The sequence below is a fragment of the Pelobium manganitolerans genome, from assembly GCF_003609575.1.
GTDB classification, from domain to species: Bacteria; Bacteroidota; Bacteroidia; order Sphingobacteriales; family Sphingobacteriaceae; genus Pseudopedobacter; species Pseudopedobacter manganitolerans.
In genome coordinates, this window is record NZ_MBTA01000023.1 from 150,391 (window position 1) to 166,313 (window position 15,923).

The 15,923-nt window shown below is 42.0% G+C and carries 10 protein-coding genes; 5 read left to right on the forward strand and 5 right to left on the reverse strand.

From position 1 onward, the window contains the following. Positions 1-180 precede the first annotated feature (180 nt). Genes BCY91_RS09295 through BCY91_RS09310 form a run of 4 tightly spaced genes read left to right on the forward strand, consistent with a single transcriptional unit; the run spans position 181 to position 6,683 of the window. The gene (locus BCY91_RS09295) at positions 181-792 is read left to right on the forward strand and encodes a TetR/AcrR family transcriptional regulator (protein WP_120181677.1); all 612 of its coding nucleotides are present in this window, start codon (positions 181-183) and stop codon (positions 790-792) included. Beyond that, entirely contained in the window at positions 789-2,135 is a 1,347-nt protein-coding gene (locus BCY91_RS09300; protein ID WP_245989050.1) for a TolC family protein, read from the forward strand. The genes BCY91_RS09295 and BCY91_RS09300 overlap by 4 nt, the downstream gene beginning before the upstream one ends. A gap of 43 nt (positions 2,136-2,178) precedes the next feature. Then, the gene (locus BCY91_RS09305; protein WP_120181860.1) at positions 2,179-3,267 is read left to right on the forward strand and encodes an efflux RND transporter periplasmic adaptor subunit; all 1,089 of its coding nucleotides are present in this window, start codon (positions 2,179-2,181) and stop codon (positions 3,265-3,267) included. 32 nt (positions 3,268-3,299) lie between these two features. Then, positions 3,300-6,683 (forward strand): efflux RND transporter permease subunit, encoded by a 3,384-nt coding sequence (locus tag BCY91_RS09310; RefSeq protein WP_120181679.1) that lies wholly within the window; start codon positions 3,300-3,302, stop codon positions 6,681-6,683. Positions 6,684-6,741: 58 nt separating this feature from the next. On the opposite strand, the gene BCY91_RS09315 is transcribed toward BCY91_RS09310, so the two are convergent. From BCY91_RS09315 to ispE, 3 genes are read right to left on the reverse strand one after another with little or no spacing between them, the layout of a single operon-like run. Beyond that, positions 6,742-7,410 (reverse strand): metallophosphoesterase family protein, encoded by a 669-nt coding sequence (locus BCY91_RS09315; RefSeq protein ID WP_120181680.1) that lies wholly within the window; start codon positions 7,408-7,410, stop codon positions 6,742-6,744. A 29-nt stretch (positions 7,411-7,439) separates the two neighbouring features. Then, on the reverse strand, positions 7,440-8,693 hold the full coding sequence (locus tag BCY91_RS09320) for a glycosyltransferase (RefSeq protein WP_120181681.1): 1,254 nt from the start codon (positions 8,691-8,693) through the stop codon (positions 7,440-7,442). Continuing rightward, entirely contained in the window at positions 8,686-9,495 is an 810-nt protein-coding gene (ispE, locus tag BCY91_RS09325; protein ID WP_120181682.1) for a 4-(cytidine 5'-diphospho)-2-C-methyl-D-erythritol kinase, read from the reverse strand. Before ispE ends, BCY91_RS09320 begins: the two co-directional genes overlap by 8 nt. A 290-nt stretch (positions 9,496-9,785) precedes the next feature. Between ispE and BCY91_RS09330 the strand changes: the two genes are divergently transcribed. Then, the gene (locus BCY91_RS09330; protein ID WP_120181683.1) at positions 9,786-10,607 is read left to right on the forward strand and encodes a thymidylate synthase; all 822 of its coding nucleotides are present in this window, start codon (positions 9,786-9,788) and stop codon (positions 10,605-10,607) included. Between the two features lie 304 nt (positions 10,608-10,911). Here the strand turns inward: BCY91_RS09330 and BCY91_RS09335 are convergent, their stop codons facing one another. Together BCY91_RS09335 and BCY91_RS09340 are read right to left on the reverse strand one after the other, a co-directional pair. Next, positions 10,912-13,383: a TonB-dependent receptor gene (locus BCY91_RS09335; RefSeq protein WP_120181684.1), complete on the reverse strand. Its 2,472-nt coding sequence runs from the start codon at positions 13,381-13,383 to the stop codon at positions 10,912-10,914. A gap of 153 nt (positions 13,384-13,536) precedes the next feature. After that, positions 13,537-15,825 carry a TonB-dependent receptor gene (locus BCY91_RS09340; protein WP_120181685.1) on the reverse strand — a complete coding sequence of 763 codons (2,289 nt, stop codon included), beginning with the start codon at positions 15,823-15,825 and terminating at the stop codon, positions 13,537-13,539. Between the last annotated feature and the right edge of the window lie 98 nt (positions 15,826-15,923).

A 15,923-nucleotide genomic window follows, 5' to 3' on the forward strand; every position in this document is an offset into this window, starting at 1 on the left:
AATAGGCGAGGTTTGAGATGGAAGGTTGAGGTGGAAGGTGTAAGGTTTTGGGTTTAAGGTTTAGAACTTTTGTAGCGTTCTGTAGAGGGCTTACGTATTTAACAGTGGATTTTTTATTGGAAACTTTGGAAATGAAAAAAGTTTCCATAGTTTTGGGCGCGAAAAAATTTGGAGATATAGATGGTTGACAAGGTAATATTGGAAGAGGCGGAGAAGTTGTTTTTAAAGTTTGGGATGCGCAGCGTTACCATGGATGATATTGCAAAGCATTTGGGTATGAGCAAGAAAACCATATACGCGCATTATAAAGACAAAAATCAGCTGGTGATGGAAATGATTAGCAATACCCTAAGTAAAGAAGAATGCAATATGGATTTGTGCCGGGTAAAAGCTAAAGATGCCATTGAGGAGATTTTTTTAACGATGGATTTTTTGAAAGAAATGATATCCAGTTTGAATCCGATTGTATTTTACGATTTAGAAAAATACCATAATGAGGCCTACAAATTATTGATGAGCTTCCATGAAAACCGCATCTATAACTGTGTAAAAGCGTGCTTAGAGCGTGGCATAAACGAAAAGATTTTTAGGGCAGACATTAATCCGGATATTTTAGCTACTGCGCGTACGGCACAAATCAACTGGGTTTTTCAGGCAGATTTGGTGCGCAGCGGCCGATATAGCATGTACAACGTAATTCATGAATTAACCACGCATTTTCTGTTTGGCATTTGCACGCTAAGCGGACATGTATTAATTAACAATTATACCAATAGAAACAATCCGATATGATGAAAACAAAAAAACTGTTTGTTACGGCTGTTTTCAGTTTATTCAGCATTTTAGTGTGGGCACAAAACCCGCCCGAAAAGGTGCATGATTTTAACTTAGAGCAGTGCATAAATTATGCTTATGAGCATCAAACCAGTGTACTTAATGCGGCGATTGACCAAAAAATTGCGGATGCCAAGGTTAAAGAAACAATAGGCATCGGTTTACCGCAAATTTCTGCTTCGGCAGATTTGCAAGATTTCTTGAAACTACCTACTTCATTATTGCCAGGCGAATTTTTTAATCAGCCGGCGGGCACATTTATTCCAGTAAAATTTGGTGTTAAATACAGCTCTAGCCTAGGCGCGGCAGTAAACCAGTTGATTTTTGATGGAAGCTATTTGGTTGGCTTACAGGCATCCAAAACCTATAGAGAGCTGTCGGAAAAAACGTTTAATCGCACTAAAATTGAAACAAATGTTGCGGTAACTAAGGCATTTTACATGGTTTTGGTAAACAACAAACAGCTGGATTTGCTGAATGCCAACATCAGCCAGTTAAAAACCCAGCTAGACCAAACACAAGCTTTGTTTGACAATGGTTTTGCCGAAAAAATTGATGCGGATAGGCTGCGGGTGATCTACAACAATTTGCTTACCGAAAAGCAAAATGTTGAGCGTTCTTTAGGCGTGGGCATTACCATGCTAAAATTTCAGATGGGCATGCCCGTTACCGACGTTTTAACACTTTCTGGGACTATCGAAGATGTGAAATTGGACAAAGGCGTTTTTATGAAAGACACTACCGCCTACCAAAACCGCATTGAATATTCTTTGGCGCAAACAGCTATTAAGTTGAACCAATTGGATTTAAAGCGCTACAAATCGGCTTATTTGCCAAATTTATCAGCTTTTGGCTCGGGTTCTTATCAATATCAAAACAATAAGTTTAGCGATTTGTACGACGAAAGCTTTCCGACGATGGTAATTGGTCTAAAACTGAACGTGCCGATTTTTAGCGGCGGGCAAAGGTATCAAAAGGTTAAACAAGCAGAATTTGAGGTGTTAAAATCACAGAACGATTTGTTCCAGGCTAAAAACTCTATTAATCTGGATATCGAAAACAGCATTACCAAATACACCAACGCCATCAACTCGCTAGAAAGCCAGCAACGTAATTTGGATTTGGCCAATGAAGTACTGCGTGTGAGCAAAATTAAGTACGAGCAGGGTGTGGGCTCATCTTTGGAGGTTACCCAAGCGCAAACATCGCTCAAAGAAGCAGAAAACAATTATATCAATGCACTTTATGACGCTGTTGTAAGTAAGGTGGACACCGAGAAAGCAACTGGAGTTATCCAATAAATAAAGAATTGTCAACATGACTAAACAATCAACAAATAAACAGATGAAGAATATATTAATACTGTCCCTTGTGCTGTTTTTAGCAGCCTGTGGTAGTGAGCCTAAAGACAAAAAAGCTCAGCTAGAGAAACTAAAGAAAGAGCAAGCCAAGATAAGCGAGCAAATTGCCGATTTGGAAGCTCAGATTGGCGATGATAAAGAAGATGTGGTAAAAGAGGTAACCGTATTTGACGTACAAAAGAGCACTTTTAAAAATTACATTGAAATACAAGGAAAGGTAGATGCTGAACAAAATGTGCAGGTAAACCCAGAAGCGCAAGGTGTAATCACCAAAATTTACGCAAGCATTGGTCAGCACGTATCAAAAGGGCAGGTGTTGGCGCAAATTGACGATGCAGTTTTAAGGCAAAATATCGCACAACTGCAAACCTCGCTTGACTTAGCTACCAATTTATACAACAGGCAAAAGAACCTTTGGGATCAAAAAATTGGTACGGAGGTGCAGTACCTGAATGCAAAATCGCAAAAAGAGGGCTTAGAGAAACAGATGGCGGTGCTAAAACAACAAGCAGCGATGTACAAAATCAAGTCGCCAATTTCCGGCACTATAGACGAGATGGATTATAAAGTTGGGCAGGCTGTGCAACCAGGCGCGCCGGGCATTAGGGTGGTAAATGCTAACGATTTAAAAGCAAAAGCGCAAGTTTCCGAAACCTATGCGGGGCGCATTAACCAAGGTGATGAGGTTTTGGTGATTTTGCCAGACGCTTCTGATTCGGTAAAAACGCGCATCTCTTTCGCGTCGAAAACCATTGACCCTATGAGCCGGAGCTTTAACGTAGAGGTAAAACTGCCAAGTCGCAAAACTTTTCGGCCTAACATGATATCAGTACTTAAAATTGTGGATTACACCAATAAAGATGCGACCACTGTGCCTATAAAAGCCATCCAAAAATCGGAAAAAGGCGATTATTTGATGCTAGCGGTGAACGGGAAAGCCAAAAAAGTTGATGTAAAGGTCGGCAATGTGTACAACGGCATGGCCGAAATTTTAGAAGGCATTAGTGCCGGCGATAAAGTGGTTGTTGCAGGCTTAAACGGACTGAGCGAAGGCGATACCGTAAGTTTTTAGTTGAAAGATTTGAAAACATCAATCCAAACTAAATGAAAGATTTAGAAAAAGAATTTAAGCCCTCAAGTTGGGCTATTGAGAATAAAACGGCAATTTACGTACTAACTTTTATGCTTTTAATAGCGGGTTACATTGCCTACGTAAACTTGCCTAAAGAGAATTTTCCGGAAATCTCTATCCCGAAAATATTTGTGCAAACGGTTTATCCGGGCACATCGCCAGAGAATATGGAGAATTTGGTAACCAAGCAGATTGAGAAGCAAATTAGATCTACCCAAGGCTTAAAGAAAGTTACCTCCAACTCTTACCAGGATTTTTCCATCATTACAGCAGAGTTTAACTCTAACGTAGATATTGTGGTGGCAAAACAGCGTATCAAAGATGCTGTGGACAAATCAAAAACAGATTTACCTAGCGATTTGCCCGATGATCCGGTGGTGATGGATATCAACCTTTCGGATTTACCGATTATGTACCTGAACATGTCGGGAGATTTTGATTTAAAAACCTTAAAAGGTTATGCCGATGATTTGCAGGATAGGATAGAGGCCTTGCCAGAAATTTCCGGGGTGGATATTGTTGGTGCGCTTGAACCAGAAATGCAGATTAATGTGGACATGAACAAGATGGCCGCAGCGAAAATCTCGTTTATGGATATTCAAAATGCGGTAGGTTACGAGAACATCTCGGCGTCTGGCGGTACTGTGCCTATTGATGGCGTTCGCCGTACCTTAAATATTAAAAAGGAGTACAAATCTGCCGAGGAAATTGGCAACACCATTATTAAAACACCGACAGGTGGCTCGGTTTATTTGAGAGATATCGCCAACGTGGTGGACGGTTTTGAAGAACAAGAATCTTTTGCGCGACTGAACGGTAAAAACGTAATCACCTTAAACGTTAAAAAACGTTCGGGAGAAAACCTGATTGAGGCATCGGATAAAATCCGCGAGATTTTGGCGGAGATGCAGGAAAAGCAGTTTCCAAAAGGTTTGGAAATTGTGGCCACCGGCGACCAATCCGATCAAACCCGCGTTACCCTTCATGATTTGATCAACACCATTATCATCGGTTTTATTTTGGTAACGCTGATTTTGATGTTTTTCATGGGCATTACCAATGCCTTGTTTGTGGCGCTTTCGGTACCGCTTTCTATGTGTGTGGCTTTTTTGGTGATGCCGGCTTTAGGTTTCACCATGAATATGATTGTGCTGTTTTCTTTCTTGCTGGCTTTGGGTATTGTGGTGGATGATGCCATTGTGGTGATTGAAAATACCCACCGGATATTTGAGAACGGGAAAATAGAGATTAAAAAGGCTGCAAAAATGGCGGCAGGCGAAGTGTTTTTGCCTGTGTTTTCTGGCACTATGACGACTTTAGCGCCTTTTGTGCCACTCGCTTTTTGGCCCGGCGTTATTGGCGAGTTTATGTTCTTTTTGCCGATAACCTTGATTATAACCTTGTTGGCATCTTTGGTGGTGGCTTATATCATCAATCCGGTTTTCGCGGTTGATTTTATGGAGTCGCATGATGGGCATGAGGCGCACCAACCTAAGTTTGACAGGCGCACCAAAAAGGTACTGCTTTACTTCTGCATAGCAGCTGTAATTGGCTACATCATCAACTTTGGTTTTGGAAACTTTATTGTGGTAATAGCCTTGTTTTACCTGCTGCAGCATTTTGTATTAGAAAAAACCATCCGCAAGTTTCAAACCCATTTTTGGCCAAGAGTACAAGATCGCTACGCCCGTTTTTTAGATTGGGCGCTGCACCGCCCTTACACCATCTTGGGCAGCACTTTCGCTTTGTTGGTGTTCTCCGTTATTTTAACAGGCATCATCCCGCCAAGGTTTGTGTTTTTCCCAACTGCCGATCCCAACTTTGTGTATGTGTACACCACCTTGCCGGTAGGTACGGACCAAGCTTACACCAACGAGGTCACCAAGAAAATAGAAAAACGCGTAACTGCCGTGGTAGACAGTTTGGGTGCGCAAAACGTATCGTCTATCATTTCTAACGTAACGGTGGGCGTTACAGATCCGCAAGATGAAGACCAAGGCAATTACCCTAACAGAAGCAAGGTTACGGTGGCTTTCAAAGAATTTGGCAAACGTACCGGAAGGCCTTCATCAGAATATCTTACAGAGATTAGGAAAGCTATAAAAGGTATTCCGGGTGCCGAGATTTCTGTTGCACAAGAGCAAGGCGGCCCGCCAACGGCTAAACCCATCAGTATCGAAATTACGGGCGACGATTTGGATAGCATTGTAAAAACATCTGAACGCCTAAAGAGCTATTTGGTAGCTAAAAACATTGGCGGTATTGAAGAGCTAAAATCGGATTTCCAAAACAATAAGCCAGAGGTGATTTTTGATATCGACCGTGAGCGGGCAAACCGCCAAGGGATATCTACACAAAACGTGGTTTACAATTTACGTACAGCCCTTTACGGGATGGAGGTTTCTAAGTTTAGAGATTTGGATGAAGATTATAAGATAAACGTGCGGGCGCGAGAGGAGCAACGGAATAGTCTGGAGGCTTTGCGCAATATCCAGATTACGTTTCGCGATATGGCGATGGGCGGCGCAATCCGTCAGGTGCCGATTTCTTCTTTTGCGACGATAGATTATGTGGACACTTACGGCGGTATCAAGCGGAAGCAAGGTAAACGCATTGTGATTTTATCATCTAACGTTTTGGCGGATTATAACCCGGGCGAAGTAAATAAAAACATCGAGAGTGCCATTAAAGATTTTAACGCGCCAGCCGGTGTGGTGATTAAAATGGGCGGTGCGCAAGAAGAACAGGCCGAAACCTCCGCTTTCTTGGGCTTAGCTTTGGGCGTTGCATTTTTCTTGATCCTCATTATTTTGGTGATCCAGTTTAACTCTATCGGTAAACCGATTATTATTTTGAGCGAGATTTTGTTCAGCATCATAGGTGTGTTGCTGGGCATCACTATCTTTCATATGGAAATGTCTATTGTAATGATGGGCGTGGGTATTGTTGCCCTTGCGGGGATTGTGGTGCGTAACGGAATATTGCTGGTGGAATTTGCAGATTTAATGATAGAACAAGGGATGCAACCTTACGAGGCCGTTTTAGAAGCCGGACGCACGCGGATGACGCCGGTTTTATTAACCGCTACGGCTACGATGCTGGGCTTAATTCCGCTTGCAGTAGGTTTAAACCTGGATTTTGCCACTTTATTAACTACCGGAAATCCCCATTTATATTTCGGCGGTGACAACGTTGCTTTCTGGGGCCCGCTTTCTTGGACGATGATATTCGGTTTAAGCTTTGCCACTTTCTTGACGTTAATTTTAGTGCCGTCTATGTACCTAATTAGGTGTAAAATGAAGGCACGAATTGCCAAATGGCGTAAGAAAGAGGAAGTGAAATTGTTAGAAGAATAAGTTTAATTTATAAATGTGTGTTTAGCGTTCCGAAATTTCTTCGGAACGCTTTTTTTTGTTAAAGCAAACATTCTTCTTTCTTCTCGGGCATATCTTCATTTGCGGTAGGCACGCTAATGATATCCGAGATGTTTCCGTTTTTATCCAAAAGCAAGGCTGTTAATTTATTGCATTTATAGGCACCGGTGTCGATATTAATGGCGTGCACATTGGCATCGTAAAGTGCATCTTCTTTTGGTGTATGGCCAAAAACTTGCAGTTGCGGCAGTTTTTTGGTTTCGTTACGTTGCCAAACTACACCTTCTTTATTGTTAGGGTCAAAAGGGTTTTCCGAATCTGAAATGCCAGCGTGGGAAACGATAAAGTTGGGGTGCTCAAACACCAAAGGCAAATTTTTGAACCATTCCGCGTCCGGATCAATAGGTCTTCCTTCTACCAAATACTGGCTAAATGTACGTTCGCCAGATTTGCCATACCAATCTTCATCAAAGCTTTCTAAGCAATGTTGCATAAACTGTTGCTCGTGGTTTCCGCGGATAAGCACCGTATCCGGATGTTTTTTCTGTAGCTCTTGAACCAACTGCGCAACCTGCGGACTAAAATTCCCGTGATCTATAATATCGCCAACAAAGATGAGCTGCTGCTGCTTGGGTTTCCATTGCAATAACAGTTTCTGAAGCGTATAAAAGCAGCCATGCACATCGCCCACAATAAAAAAGCTCTTCATAAAGGGTTTTAATTGCGGTTAAACAATTATTAGTCCAATCGTTGGGTTTTGTTTTTGGCCTCAATCCATTTTGAGAGGTACTTGGTGCTATTTAGCTGATGGTGACGCAACATAGCGCCTAAAAAATTTTGTTGCCGATGTTGTTGCAACGTGCTTAAAAGCTTTCCAATGTTATTAAGTAACGCACGTTCGCCTGCTGTTTTACTGTAAATTTGGTTAATGATGGGATAAGCTAATGCTTGTTTTTGCATCCATAAATCTTTATTCTGGTAAAGCGCTACGGCTGCATCTGCAAACTTCTCAACGTCGTTTTCAATCCGTCCGGGCCAAGCCAAATTGCCGTGCATGGCCTCGGCGCCAATAGCAGTGGTTACGTTGGGCGTCCCGTTTTGCATGGCATCAATCAATTTACCTTTTAGGCCCGCGCCAAAAAGTAGGGGCGCCAAACAAACCCGCGCGTTTTGCATAACAGCGTTTACATTTTCTGCACGGCCTTTAATGATAAAACCTTCTTTGGGTTGCTGTAGTTGAAACACTTTTTCGGAAGGGTAAGCGCCATAAATATGGATTTCTGCCTGTGGCAAACGTTTGCGGATTAAAGGCCAGATTTTATTTTTTAAATGCAATACCGATTGCCAGTTGGGCTGGTGCAAAAAATTACCGATGCTGATGAAATGCTTTCTGTGCTCGAAAGATGGGATTTTTTCTGCAAAATCGGCAGGCAATTGCTCCAGCATAAAAGGCAGATACAATAAAAGAGACGGTTCTATCTTAAACAAGTTCTGCAGTAGGTCGAGCTCAAAAGCCGAAATAACTAAGGATAAATCGCAACGTAAAATGCTGGCGATTTCCCGTTTTGCTACTTCTTCGGTTAATAAATCGCTAATTTGAAATGCTTTTCCTGCTTTCCAAGCGTTTTGGCGTGCGGCACGTAAACAATGTAAATCTTCGGTATCTAAAATCTGTAACGCTTCCGGACAGCTTTCGCGTAGACGCCAACCGTATTGCTCCTCTGTCATGAAGCGATCAAATATTACCACTTGGGGATTTAGCTGTGCCACAAACGTATCAAAACTGGCACTGTTGAGCTGGATGTGGACTTTGTTAACGCCAATTGAAGCCAAATCCACAGAAAATTCGCTATCCGCAGCAGCGGACGCAAATGTGATTTGATAATTTGCCTTATGGAAGGCCGCAATCAGTTGCATCATCCTGCTTCCGGCAGCAGAAGAATTAGGCTCGGGCCAAACCGAGCCAATAATAAGCAATTTAGGACTAAGCATGTAAATCGTTAAAAACCAAAAACTCGTTCTCTAAACCGCTTAAGTCTGCTTTTTCATCAAAAATTCCATAAACAGAAGCGCCGCTTCCACTCATTAAACTAAACAGCGCACCCGCTTGGTATAAAGCTTTTTTCGCCTTCGCGATAATGGGGTGTGCTTTTAAAATATGTGGCTCAAAATCATTGTAAATGTGCTGTTGCCAATCAGACACCGGTAATTTTATTAGCTCTTTAAGCGATTTGGAAGACGGTTTTGGATTTACTCCAGCGTAAGCTTCTGCGGTGGATACGTGAACATTTGGCATCAGCAGGGCAATATGATAAGCACTTAAATCTATCTCGATATTCTCAAATTCATCGCCTTTGGCAAACGCGTAAACCGGCTTGTTTTCGATAAAAAAAGCACAATCTGCGCCCAGCTTTCGGCAATAGACTTGCATTTGTTCAACATTTAAATTCAGCTTAAAATATTGATTAACCAGCTTTATAAAAAAAGCGGCATCGGCCGAGCCTCCGCCCAAGCCTGCCCCAACGGGGATTTTTTTAAGTAGATGGATGTGGATATTTGGCAAATCGAAATCGTTGCGCAAAAGTTGGTAGGCCTTTAAGCAAAGGTTTTGATCTGTATTACCCGGAATGGGAATGCCCGAACTTTCAAATTTCATTTTGCTGCTTTCAACCAGTTCTAAAGCATCACATAGTTGGATGGGGTAAAAAATCGTTTCTAAATCATGATAGCCATCTGCCCGGCGCTTTACCACATTTAAGCCGATATTGATTTTTGCAGAAGGGAAGATGAGCATGGGGGTTTAATTTTGAATTTTGAAGGAGTGAATGATTGAATAGTTTTATTGTCCATAGTCGATAGTCCATGGTTTTATAGTCCGCAGTCCATGGTTTGCAGTTCATGGTTGGGGGTTTATAGTCGATAGTCCATAGTCCGTAGTCTATAAGTTTATGGTCGATAGCTTATATCTCTAATCTCATATCTAACGTCTCACATCTCATATCTAACATCTTCACACATATCTTTTAAACATTAATAGGATAACAAATATAGATTAATTTAATTTGTAGGTTAAAGCGATATTTAATGAAGCAGTATTTAGATTTGATGAGGCACGTGCTGGAGAACGGCGCGCAAAAGCACGACAGAACCGGTACCGGAACCATTAGTGTGTTTGGCTACCAAATGCGGTTTAACCTTGCCGAAGGTTTTCCGATGGTGACCACAAAAAAGCTTCATCTAAAATCTATTATTCATGAACTGATTTGGTTTTTAAGTGGCGATACCAATATCAAATATCTCAAAGAAAACGGGGTGCGTATTTGGGACGAGTGGGCTGATGAAAACGGAGACTTAGGTCCGGTTTACGGGTCGCAATGGCGCTCTTGGCCTACGCCAGACGGTAGAACCATTGATCAAATCAGCAACATCATTCAGCAGTTAAAAAACAATCCGGATAGCCGCAGAATTATTGTTTCTGCATGGAATGTGGCCGAGATTGAAAACATGGCTTTGCCGCCTTGTCACAGCTTTTTTCAGTTTTATGTGGCTCCGCCGGATGCATCTAAAGGCGAAACTAAAGGAAAATTAAGTTGCCAGTTGTACCAACGCAGCGCTGATATTTTCTTGGGCGTACCTTTTAACATCGCGTCTTACGCTTTGCTAACTATGTTGGTGGCGCAAGTTTGTGATCTAATGCCTGGCGATTTTGTACATACTTTGGGCGATGCACATTTATACAATAACCATATAGAGCAGGCTAAATTGCAGTTAAGCCGTGAGCCTAAAGCGCTGCCACAAATGAAAATTAATCCGGCAGTAAAAGATATCTTCGCTTTTAAGTATGAAGATTTTGAGCTGGTAGGTTACGAGGCACATCCGCATATTAAAGGCGCTGTTGCCGTTTAAATGGAGGTTTAGATTTTACGATTTATATTAAGAGCCTGTTTAAAATTTATCTAATAATTTGTATATGCTTCTTTTCGGCTACAACTTTGTTGTGTTTTTTTGAGGTAGAAGCCTCGCTATCTCTGCAAAAACACGCCTTGTTTCGCTCAAAATGGCAATAAGCCTTCTTGAATGCCTTGAACAACAATAAGCAGCATGAAAAAATAAGCGATAAAAATTTTTACAATATAAATTTAAACAGGCTCTAAACAAAAAAGCCGGAGCTGTAAAAACAGGTCCGGCTTTTTTGTTCTCGTACTAACTCTTAAAAACGGTAAGTCAAATCTGCCGAAAACACGCGTGGCGCTTGCGGGCTGATGGTTGACCAACCTTTGTAGTAATCTTTGTTAGTTAGGTTATCCAGCTTCAGTGTAAACCTAAAAGCTTTTACATCATAAAAAGCAGATGCGTTTAAAATGGTATAAGCTGGTAAGGTAAAGGTTCCGTTTGTGCGGTTAAAGATTTTGTTTTCGCTGGCGTAGTTTCCTCCAAAGCCTAATCCAAAGCCATCTAAAACAGCCGATGAAAAGCGGTAGCTTGCCCAAAAGTTAGCCAAGTGAGCCGGGCCGGCTTCCTCTGGTCTAAACCCAATAAAGCTAGGGTCGCCAGATAGCTGTTTGCCCTCATTATAGCTGTAGCCTGCAACAAAATTTAGCCCGTTAATTGGGTTGGCAATTACGCTCATTTCAAATCCTTTACTGTACTGCTCGCCGTTTTGTACATAATAGCTGTTGTCTGGGTCAACTTCAATCAGTTGCGCCCGGTTATTCACTTTAATGTCGTAATAGCTTAAAGTAGCGGTAAATTTATCAGTAAGGAAACTCATTTTTGTTCCGAACTCAAACTGGCGAGCATGCTCGGGTTTTAAAGATTTTGAGCTGGCTACGCCATTTGTTTTAACTTCGCCGGGCGCAACGTTGGAAAAACCGTCCATAAAATTACCGAATAAGCTCAGTTTGTTTAGTATCGGTTGATAAACCACGCCAAATTTTGGTGATAAAGACACCTGGTGGTAGCTGTCGTCGCTAAACCTATCAACACGTAAACTGGCCATCGCAGAAAGTGCAGGTGTAAAAGTGATTACATCTGAGGCGTAAGCGCTGTAAACCTGCTGTTTAGTTTTGCCGTAGCCGGGACCCGGACTGTATGAGGCTAAAATGCCCGCATCTGCGCCTGCTTGGGTTAATACGCCGCTATCATCTGGGGTAGTGCTAACCGGAATATTGTAGAAATTATGCAGGGCAGGCACTACAGATTGGAAAATAGCTGGATCAACCCCAAGGTTAACAAAGCCGTGGATGCCGTAGCCCATATCGTTGCGAACCTCATTTCTGTTGAAATAATCTAAACCTACTAAGAGTTTGTTTTTAACAGTTCCGAGGCTGAAATTGCTCAAAAAGTTCTGTTGGATATCTAATCCGATGGTTTCGTTGTTTTGTTTGGTGGTAGATCTTCTTAAAATAATACCGCTTGGAATAGGAGTATTAAAAGGCGCACCTTCTACCGCTGATGTTACTTCGTACAAATAAGAATAATAACCTTCTGAGCGGGCAGAAGTTTTTGAAACTACGGTTTGTGAAGTCCATTGGCCGGATAGTTTATAATTCATTTGTCCTTGTAGGCTGTAGGTTGGCGTTTCCATATACAAATCATTGCTGGTGTATGATCTTTCACGGTTGTAACCCAACTCGGCAATATTATGTACGCGCAACGGTGAACCACGGTCCACAAAAAGCATGGTTTGGTTGGTGCTTTTGCCTTGGAAAAACTCGGTATTGATGTCAAAGGAAAGCCTTTCGTTTACATCAAAACGTAAAGCCGGAGCCACAAATAAACTTCTTTTGAAACCCGCATCCTGGAAACTTGCCTGACTGTTATAAGCAGTATTAATGCGGAAAGCCGCGTTGTTATCGCTACCCAAAGTGGTGTTCACATCTGCGGTAACGCGGTTTAGGCCGTAGGTTGCAGTGGTGTAAGAAATGCTTCCGCCAAAACCGTAAAATGGACGCTTGGTGTTGATGTTAATTAAACCTCCGTAAGAGATTAAGCTGCTGCCATACAAAGTGCCAGATGGTCCTTTAACAACCTCAATGCTTTCTACGTTAGCAATATCCGGCGAGCCGTTAGTTAAAGCAGGCACGCCGTTAACTAAAGTGGGCTGCACCGCAAATCCGCGCAACGAAAAATATCCGGCACCATCACCGCCACGGCCTGTAGATTCCCAAAGTTTATCAATACCGGGTGCATTTTTTAAAGCATCATCAAAATTGGTCACTACTTGTTCTTTCAGCAAAACACCAGAGATGGAATTGTAAACCTGCGGGTTTTCCAAATCTTTCAGGGGCATTTTAGATACCGTACTGCTCATTTCTCGGCCATATTTATTGGCTTTATTTCCGGTAACGGTAACCTCATTTAGGTTGTTAGCGTTGGAAACCGCCAGCTGAATATCATTTAAGAAAGTGGTTTGGTTAGCATCTATTTTTACGCTGATGTTTTTCGTGCTGTAACCGATGATGGAAACTCTTAAGCTGTAGGTGCCGCTCGGCAGATCCTTAATTTCAAAAGAACCATCTTGCGCTGTAACCGCGCCTTTTTTAAGCTCCGGAATGCGTACGCTAGCATTGTTTAAAGGCTCATTTTGTAGCGATATCACCCTGCCCGAAAGATTTCCTGATTGGGCAAATGCAACTAAGCTCGTACAAAATAGTAGAAGTAATAGATATAGTTTTCTCATTTGTGTTGTGATTAAATAGGGTGAAATGTTAAAGCGTAAAGATTACCTGATTCCATCTATTTTTAATTAGATTGATTTTAAATTGATGCAAACATACGTTACGGCATTTTAATTTGCAACAAGTTTTTTACCGATAATTTTAATGACGTATAACTAAAATAAGCGGTAACGCAAACCTAAAAAACCTCTAATTCCCTGGTTAGGCGCGTAAACATAATTTGGGTCAAACGTTAATCCATAAGGGTTTTCTGGCGTTGCCATGGCTTGGCCGTTGGCGTCAAATTGTACGTTTTTGTCAAACGGGTCGTATGCGCGAGAAATGATAAATGGCGTTCCTTTGTTCGGTGTCCAGTTTAATAAGTTTTTAACGCCGCCGTAAATCTCCATTTTTTGCCCTAAGCTTTTGGTAAGTTGTATGTTTTGGATGCTCCACCAAGGCGAATACTCACTGCGCGGATCGGTTTTACTCAACAAGGGCAAACGCATAGGACTATATACGCTCCCGGTATAATCAAGCGTTAAACCTATTGGCTTAAGGGTGTAACTTATATTCCACGTTCCGGTGAATTTTTCGGCAAATAATTGGCGGGTTTTTACGCCTCCTTCTTTATCATAAACATCCATAGCGGTAGCGCCAGCCAATATTTTTAGACCGTTTTGAAATGCCACATCCACATTTAGTGATAAACCTTTTGAAATGGCGTATCCCGAGAGGTTGTCGTAAATGATTTTATTCGGGTCCGTTTCGTAATCGGCAATAATTTTATTGCTGAAATGCGTGTAAAATGCAGTGGCATCTAAACCGACGAATGTAGTCCCGGCGACAATTTTCTTTACAAAGTTTAAGTTTCCGTTCCAAGATGTTTCTGGGTCTAAATTGTTTGCAAAAACCACCTCTCTTGCGCCTGTAAGCGCCGCATGGTCTTCGGTAAATACGTTAGCTACCCGGTAGCCGTTTCCAAAACTTAAGCGTATGATGTTGTTTTTATCGTTAGAGTTCCATTTGTAATTTACCCGTGGCGTTAAAATGCTTCCGTGGATCGAGTTATAATCGTACCTAAGACCTAGAAGCAATTTGTTGTTGCCGTTCATGGTTATTTCGTCCTGCATAAAAACACCCGGTAAATGCGTGTGAGTGGGTTCGTTATGTAAGCCGTTTGCACTCGTGGTAGCGTAAGTATTATCATCATAATAGGTGTAGCGATAGGTAAGACCGGTCAACAAATCGTGTCTGCCCATCGTTTTAAACCAGTTTAACTGTCCATAACCTACGTATTGGTCGGCTAAATACCATGTATTGCCGTAAGCCGAATTTTGCTTGTGCCCGTTGGCGCTGAACTGGAAAAGCACACGCTCTTTCATAGGCAATTGGTAGGTGCCAAAGGTTTCCCATCGGCTAGTATAAATACTCTCGCCATATACCTCGCCGCCGCCGCGATATTTTGGAGACCAGTTCATTTCGCCACCCCAGCGGTCTTCGTAAACGTAGCGAGCAGCCATAGAAAACTCCCTATTCCCTGACCTATCTATACTCCATTTACTAAAAACTGAAACGCGGTTTTGCAAGGTGACATCCGTAAAGTTATCGCCGTTTTTGTCTAGCGGATTTTGGTAATTAAAATAATTGACACCCAGCAAGGTGCTGGCTTTTTTGCCTACGCCAAAACGCGCCCCTAAGTCGGTGTTTACCTCGCCCCAGCCGGTTACAAAAGCATCGGCAGAGAGGCGTGGCGTGTTGCCCGGGCGTTTGGTAATCACGTTGATGAGCCCCCCAACAGCCTCACTTCCGTATAGGGTAGAGGCAGGACCTTTCACAATTTCTACCCTATCAATTAAAGATTGCGGTATCCCGCTTAAACCATAAACAGTGGATAAACCGCTAACAATCGGCATCCCGTCTATCAAAATCATGGTATAAGGGCCTTCCAAACCATTGATATGGATATCGCCAGTGTTGCAAATGTTGCAGTTTAGCTGTGGTTTTACGCCGTTAATATTCTGTAGCGCATCAAAAATGGACGGAGTAGGGTTGGCTTTAAAAAATTTGGAAGTGTAGACCTCTACTGGCACCGGGCTTCCTGTTTTTGAAACCTCCTTTAATGTTCCAGAAACCACTACTTCGTTTAAACCGGTGTTATGGTTTGGAGTAAGCATGATGTTTTTTTGTACGTCGGTACTGTCTATATCTATTTCAGCACGATATTTTCCGTAACCCACAACACCGGCCTCCAAAGACCATTTTCCTTTTGGGATATTATTTAAAATAAACCCGCCTTCGCTATCGCTAAGTGTAAAAAGTCCCAGTTTTGGGATAGATACGCTTGCCGCCGTCAGGGGTTCGCCCTTTTCGTCCTTCACTGTTCCGCTAATTTTATATTGTCCGAAAGCGGAAAGTACAGTAGGGAGTAAAATTGTAAAAGTTAAGATAATACTAATTTTCATTTTTTAATTCTCTAATTAATATTTTAAAAATAGTAACTTATAAAGTTAGGCTAAGCTAACAAAATTATTTTGATTGATTTTTTGTAGCTTGTGCGTGT

Excerpts from the sequence above, each read along its gene's own strand:
- BCY91_RS09295 (WP_120181677.1), top strand. The coding sequence starts at position 181 with ATGGTTGACAAGGTAATATTGGAAGAGGCGGAGAAGTTGTTTTTAAAG.
- BCY91_RS09300 (WP_245989050.1), top strand. The coding sequence starts at position 789 with ATGATGAAAACAAAAAAACTGTTTGTTACGGCTGTTTTCAGTTTATTC.
- BCY91_RS09305 (WP_120181860.1), top strand. The coding sequence starts at position 2,179 with ATGAAGAATATATTAATACTGTCCCTTGTGCTGTTTTTAGCAGCCTGT.
- BCY91_RS09310 (WP_120181679.1), top strand. The coding sequence starts at position 3,300 with ATGAAAGATTTAGAAAAAGAATTTAAGCCCTCAAGTTGGGCTATTGAG.
- BCY91_RS09315 (WP_120181680.1), bottom strand. The coding sequence starts at position 7,410 with ATGAAGAGCTTTTTTATTGTGGGCGATGTGCATGGCTGCTTTTATACG.
- BCY91_RS09320 (WP_120181681.1), bottom strand. The coding sequence starts at position 8,693 with ATGCTTAGTCCTAAATTGCTTATTATTGGCTCGGTTTGGCCCGAGCCT.
- ispE (WP_120181682.1), bottom strand. The coding sequence starts at position 9,495 with ATGCTCATCTTCCCTTCTGCAAAAATCAATATCGGCTTAAATGTGGTA.
- BCY91_RS09330 (WP_120181683.1), top strand. The coding sequence starts at position 9,786 with ATGAAGCAGTATTTAGATTTGATGAGGCACGTGCTGGAGAACGGCGCG.
- BCY91_RS09335 (WP_120181684.1), bottom strand. The coding sequence starts at position 13,383 with ATGAGAAAACTATATCTATTACTTCTACTATTTTGTACGAGCTTAGTT.
- BCY91_RS09340 (WP_120181685.1), bottom strand. The coding sequence starts at position 15,825 with ATGAAAATTAGTATTATCTTAACTTTTACAATTTTACTCCCTACTGTA.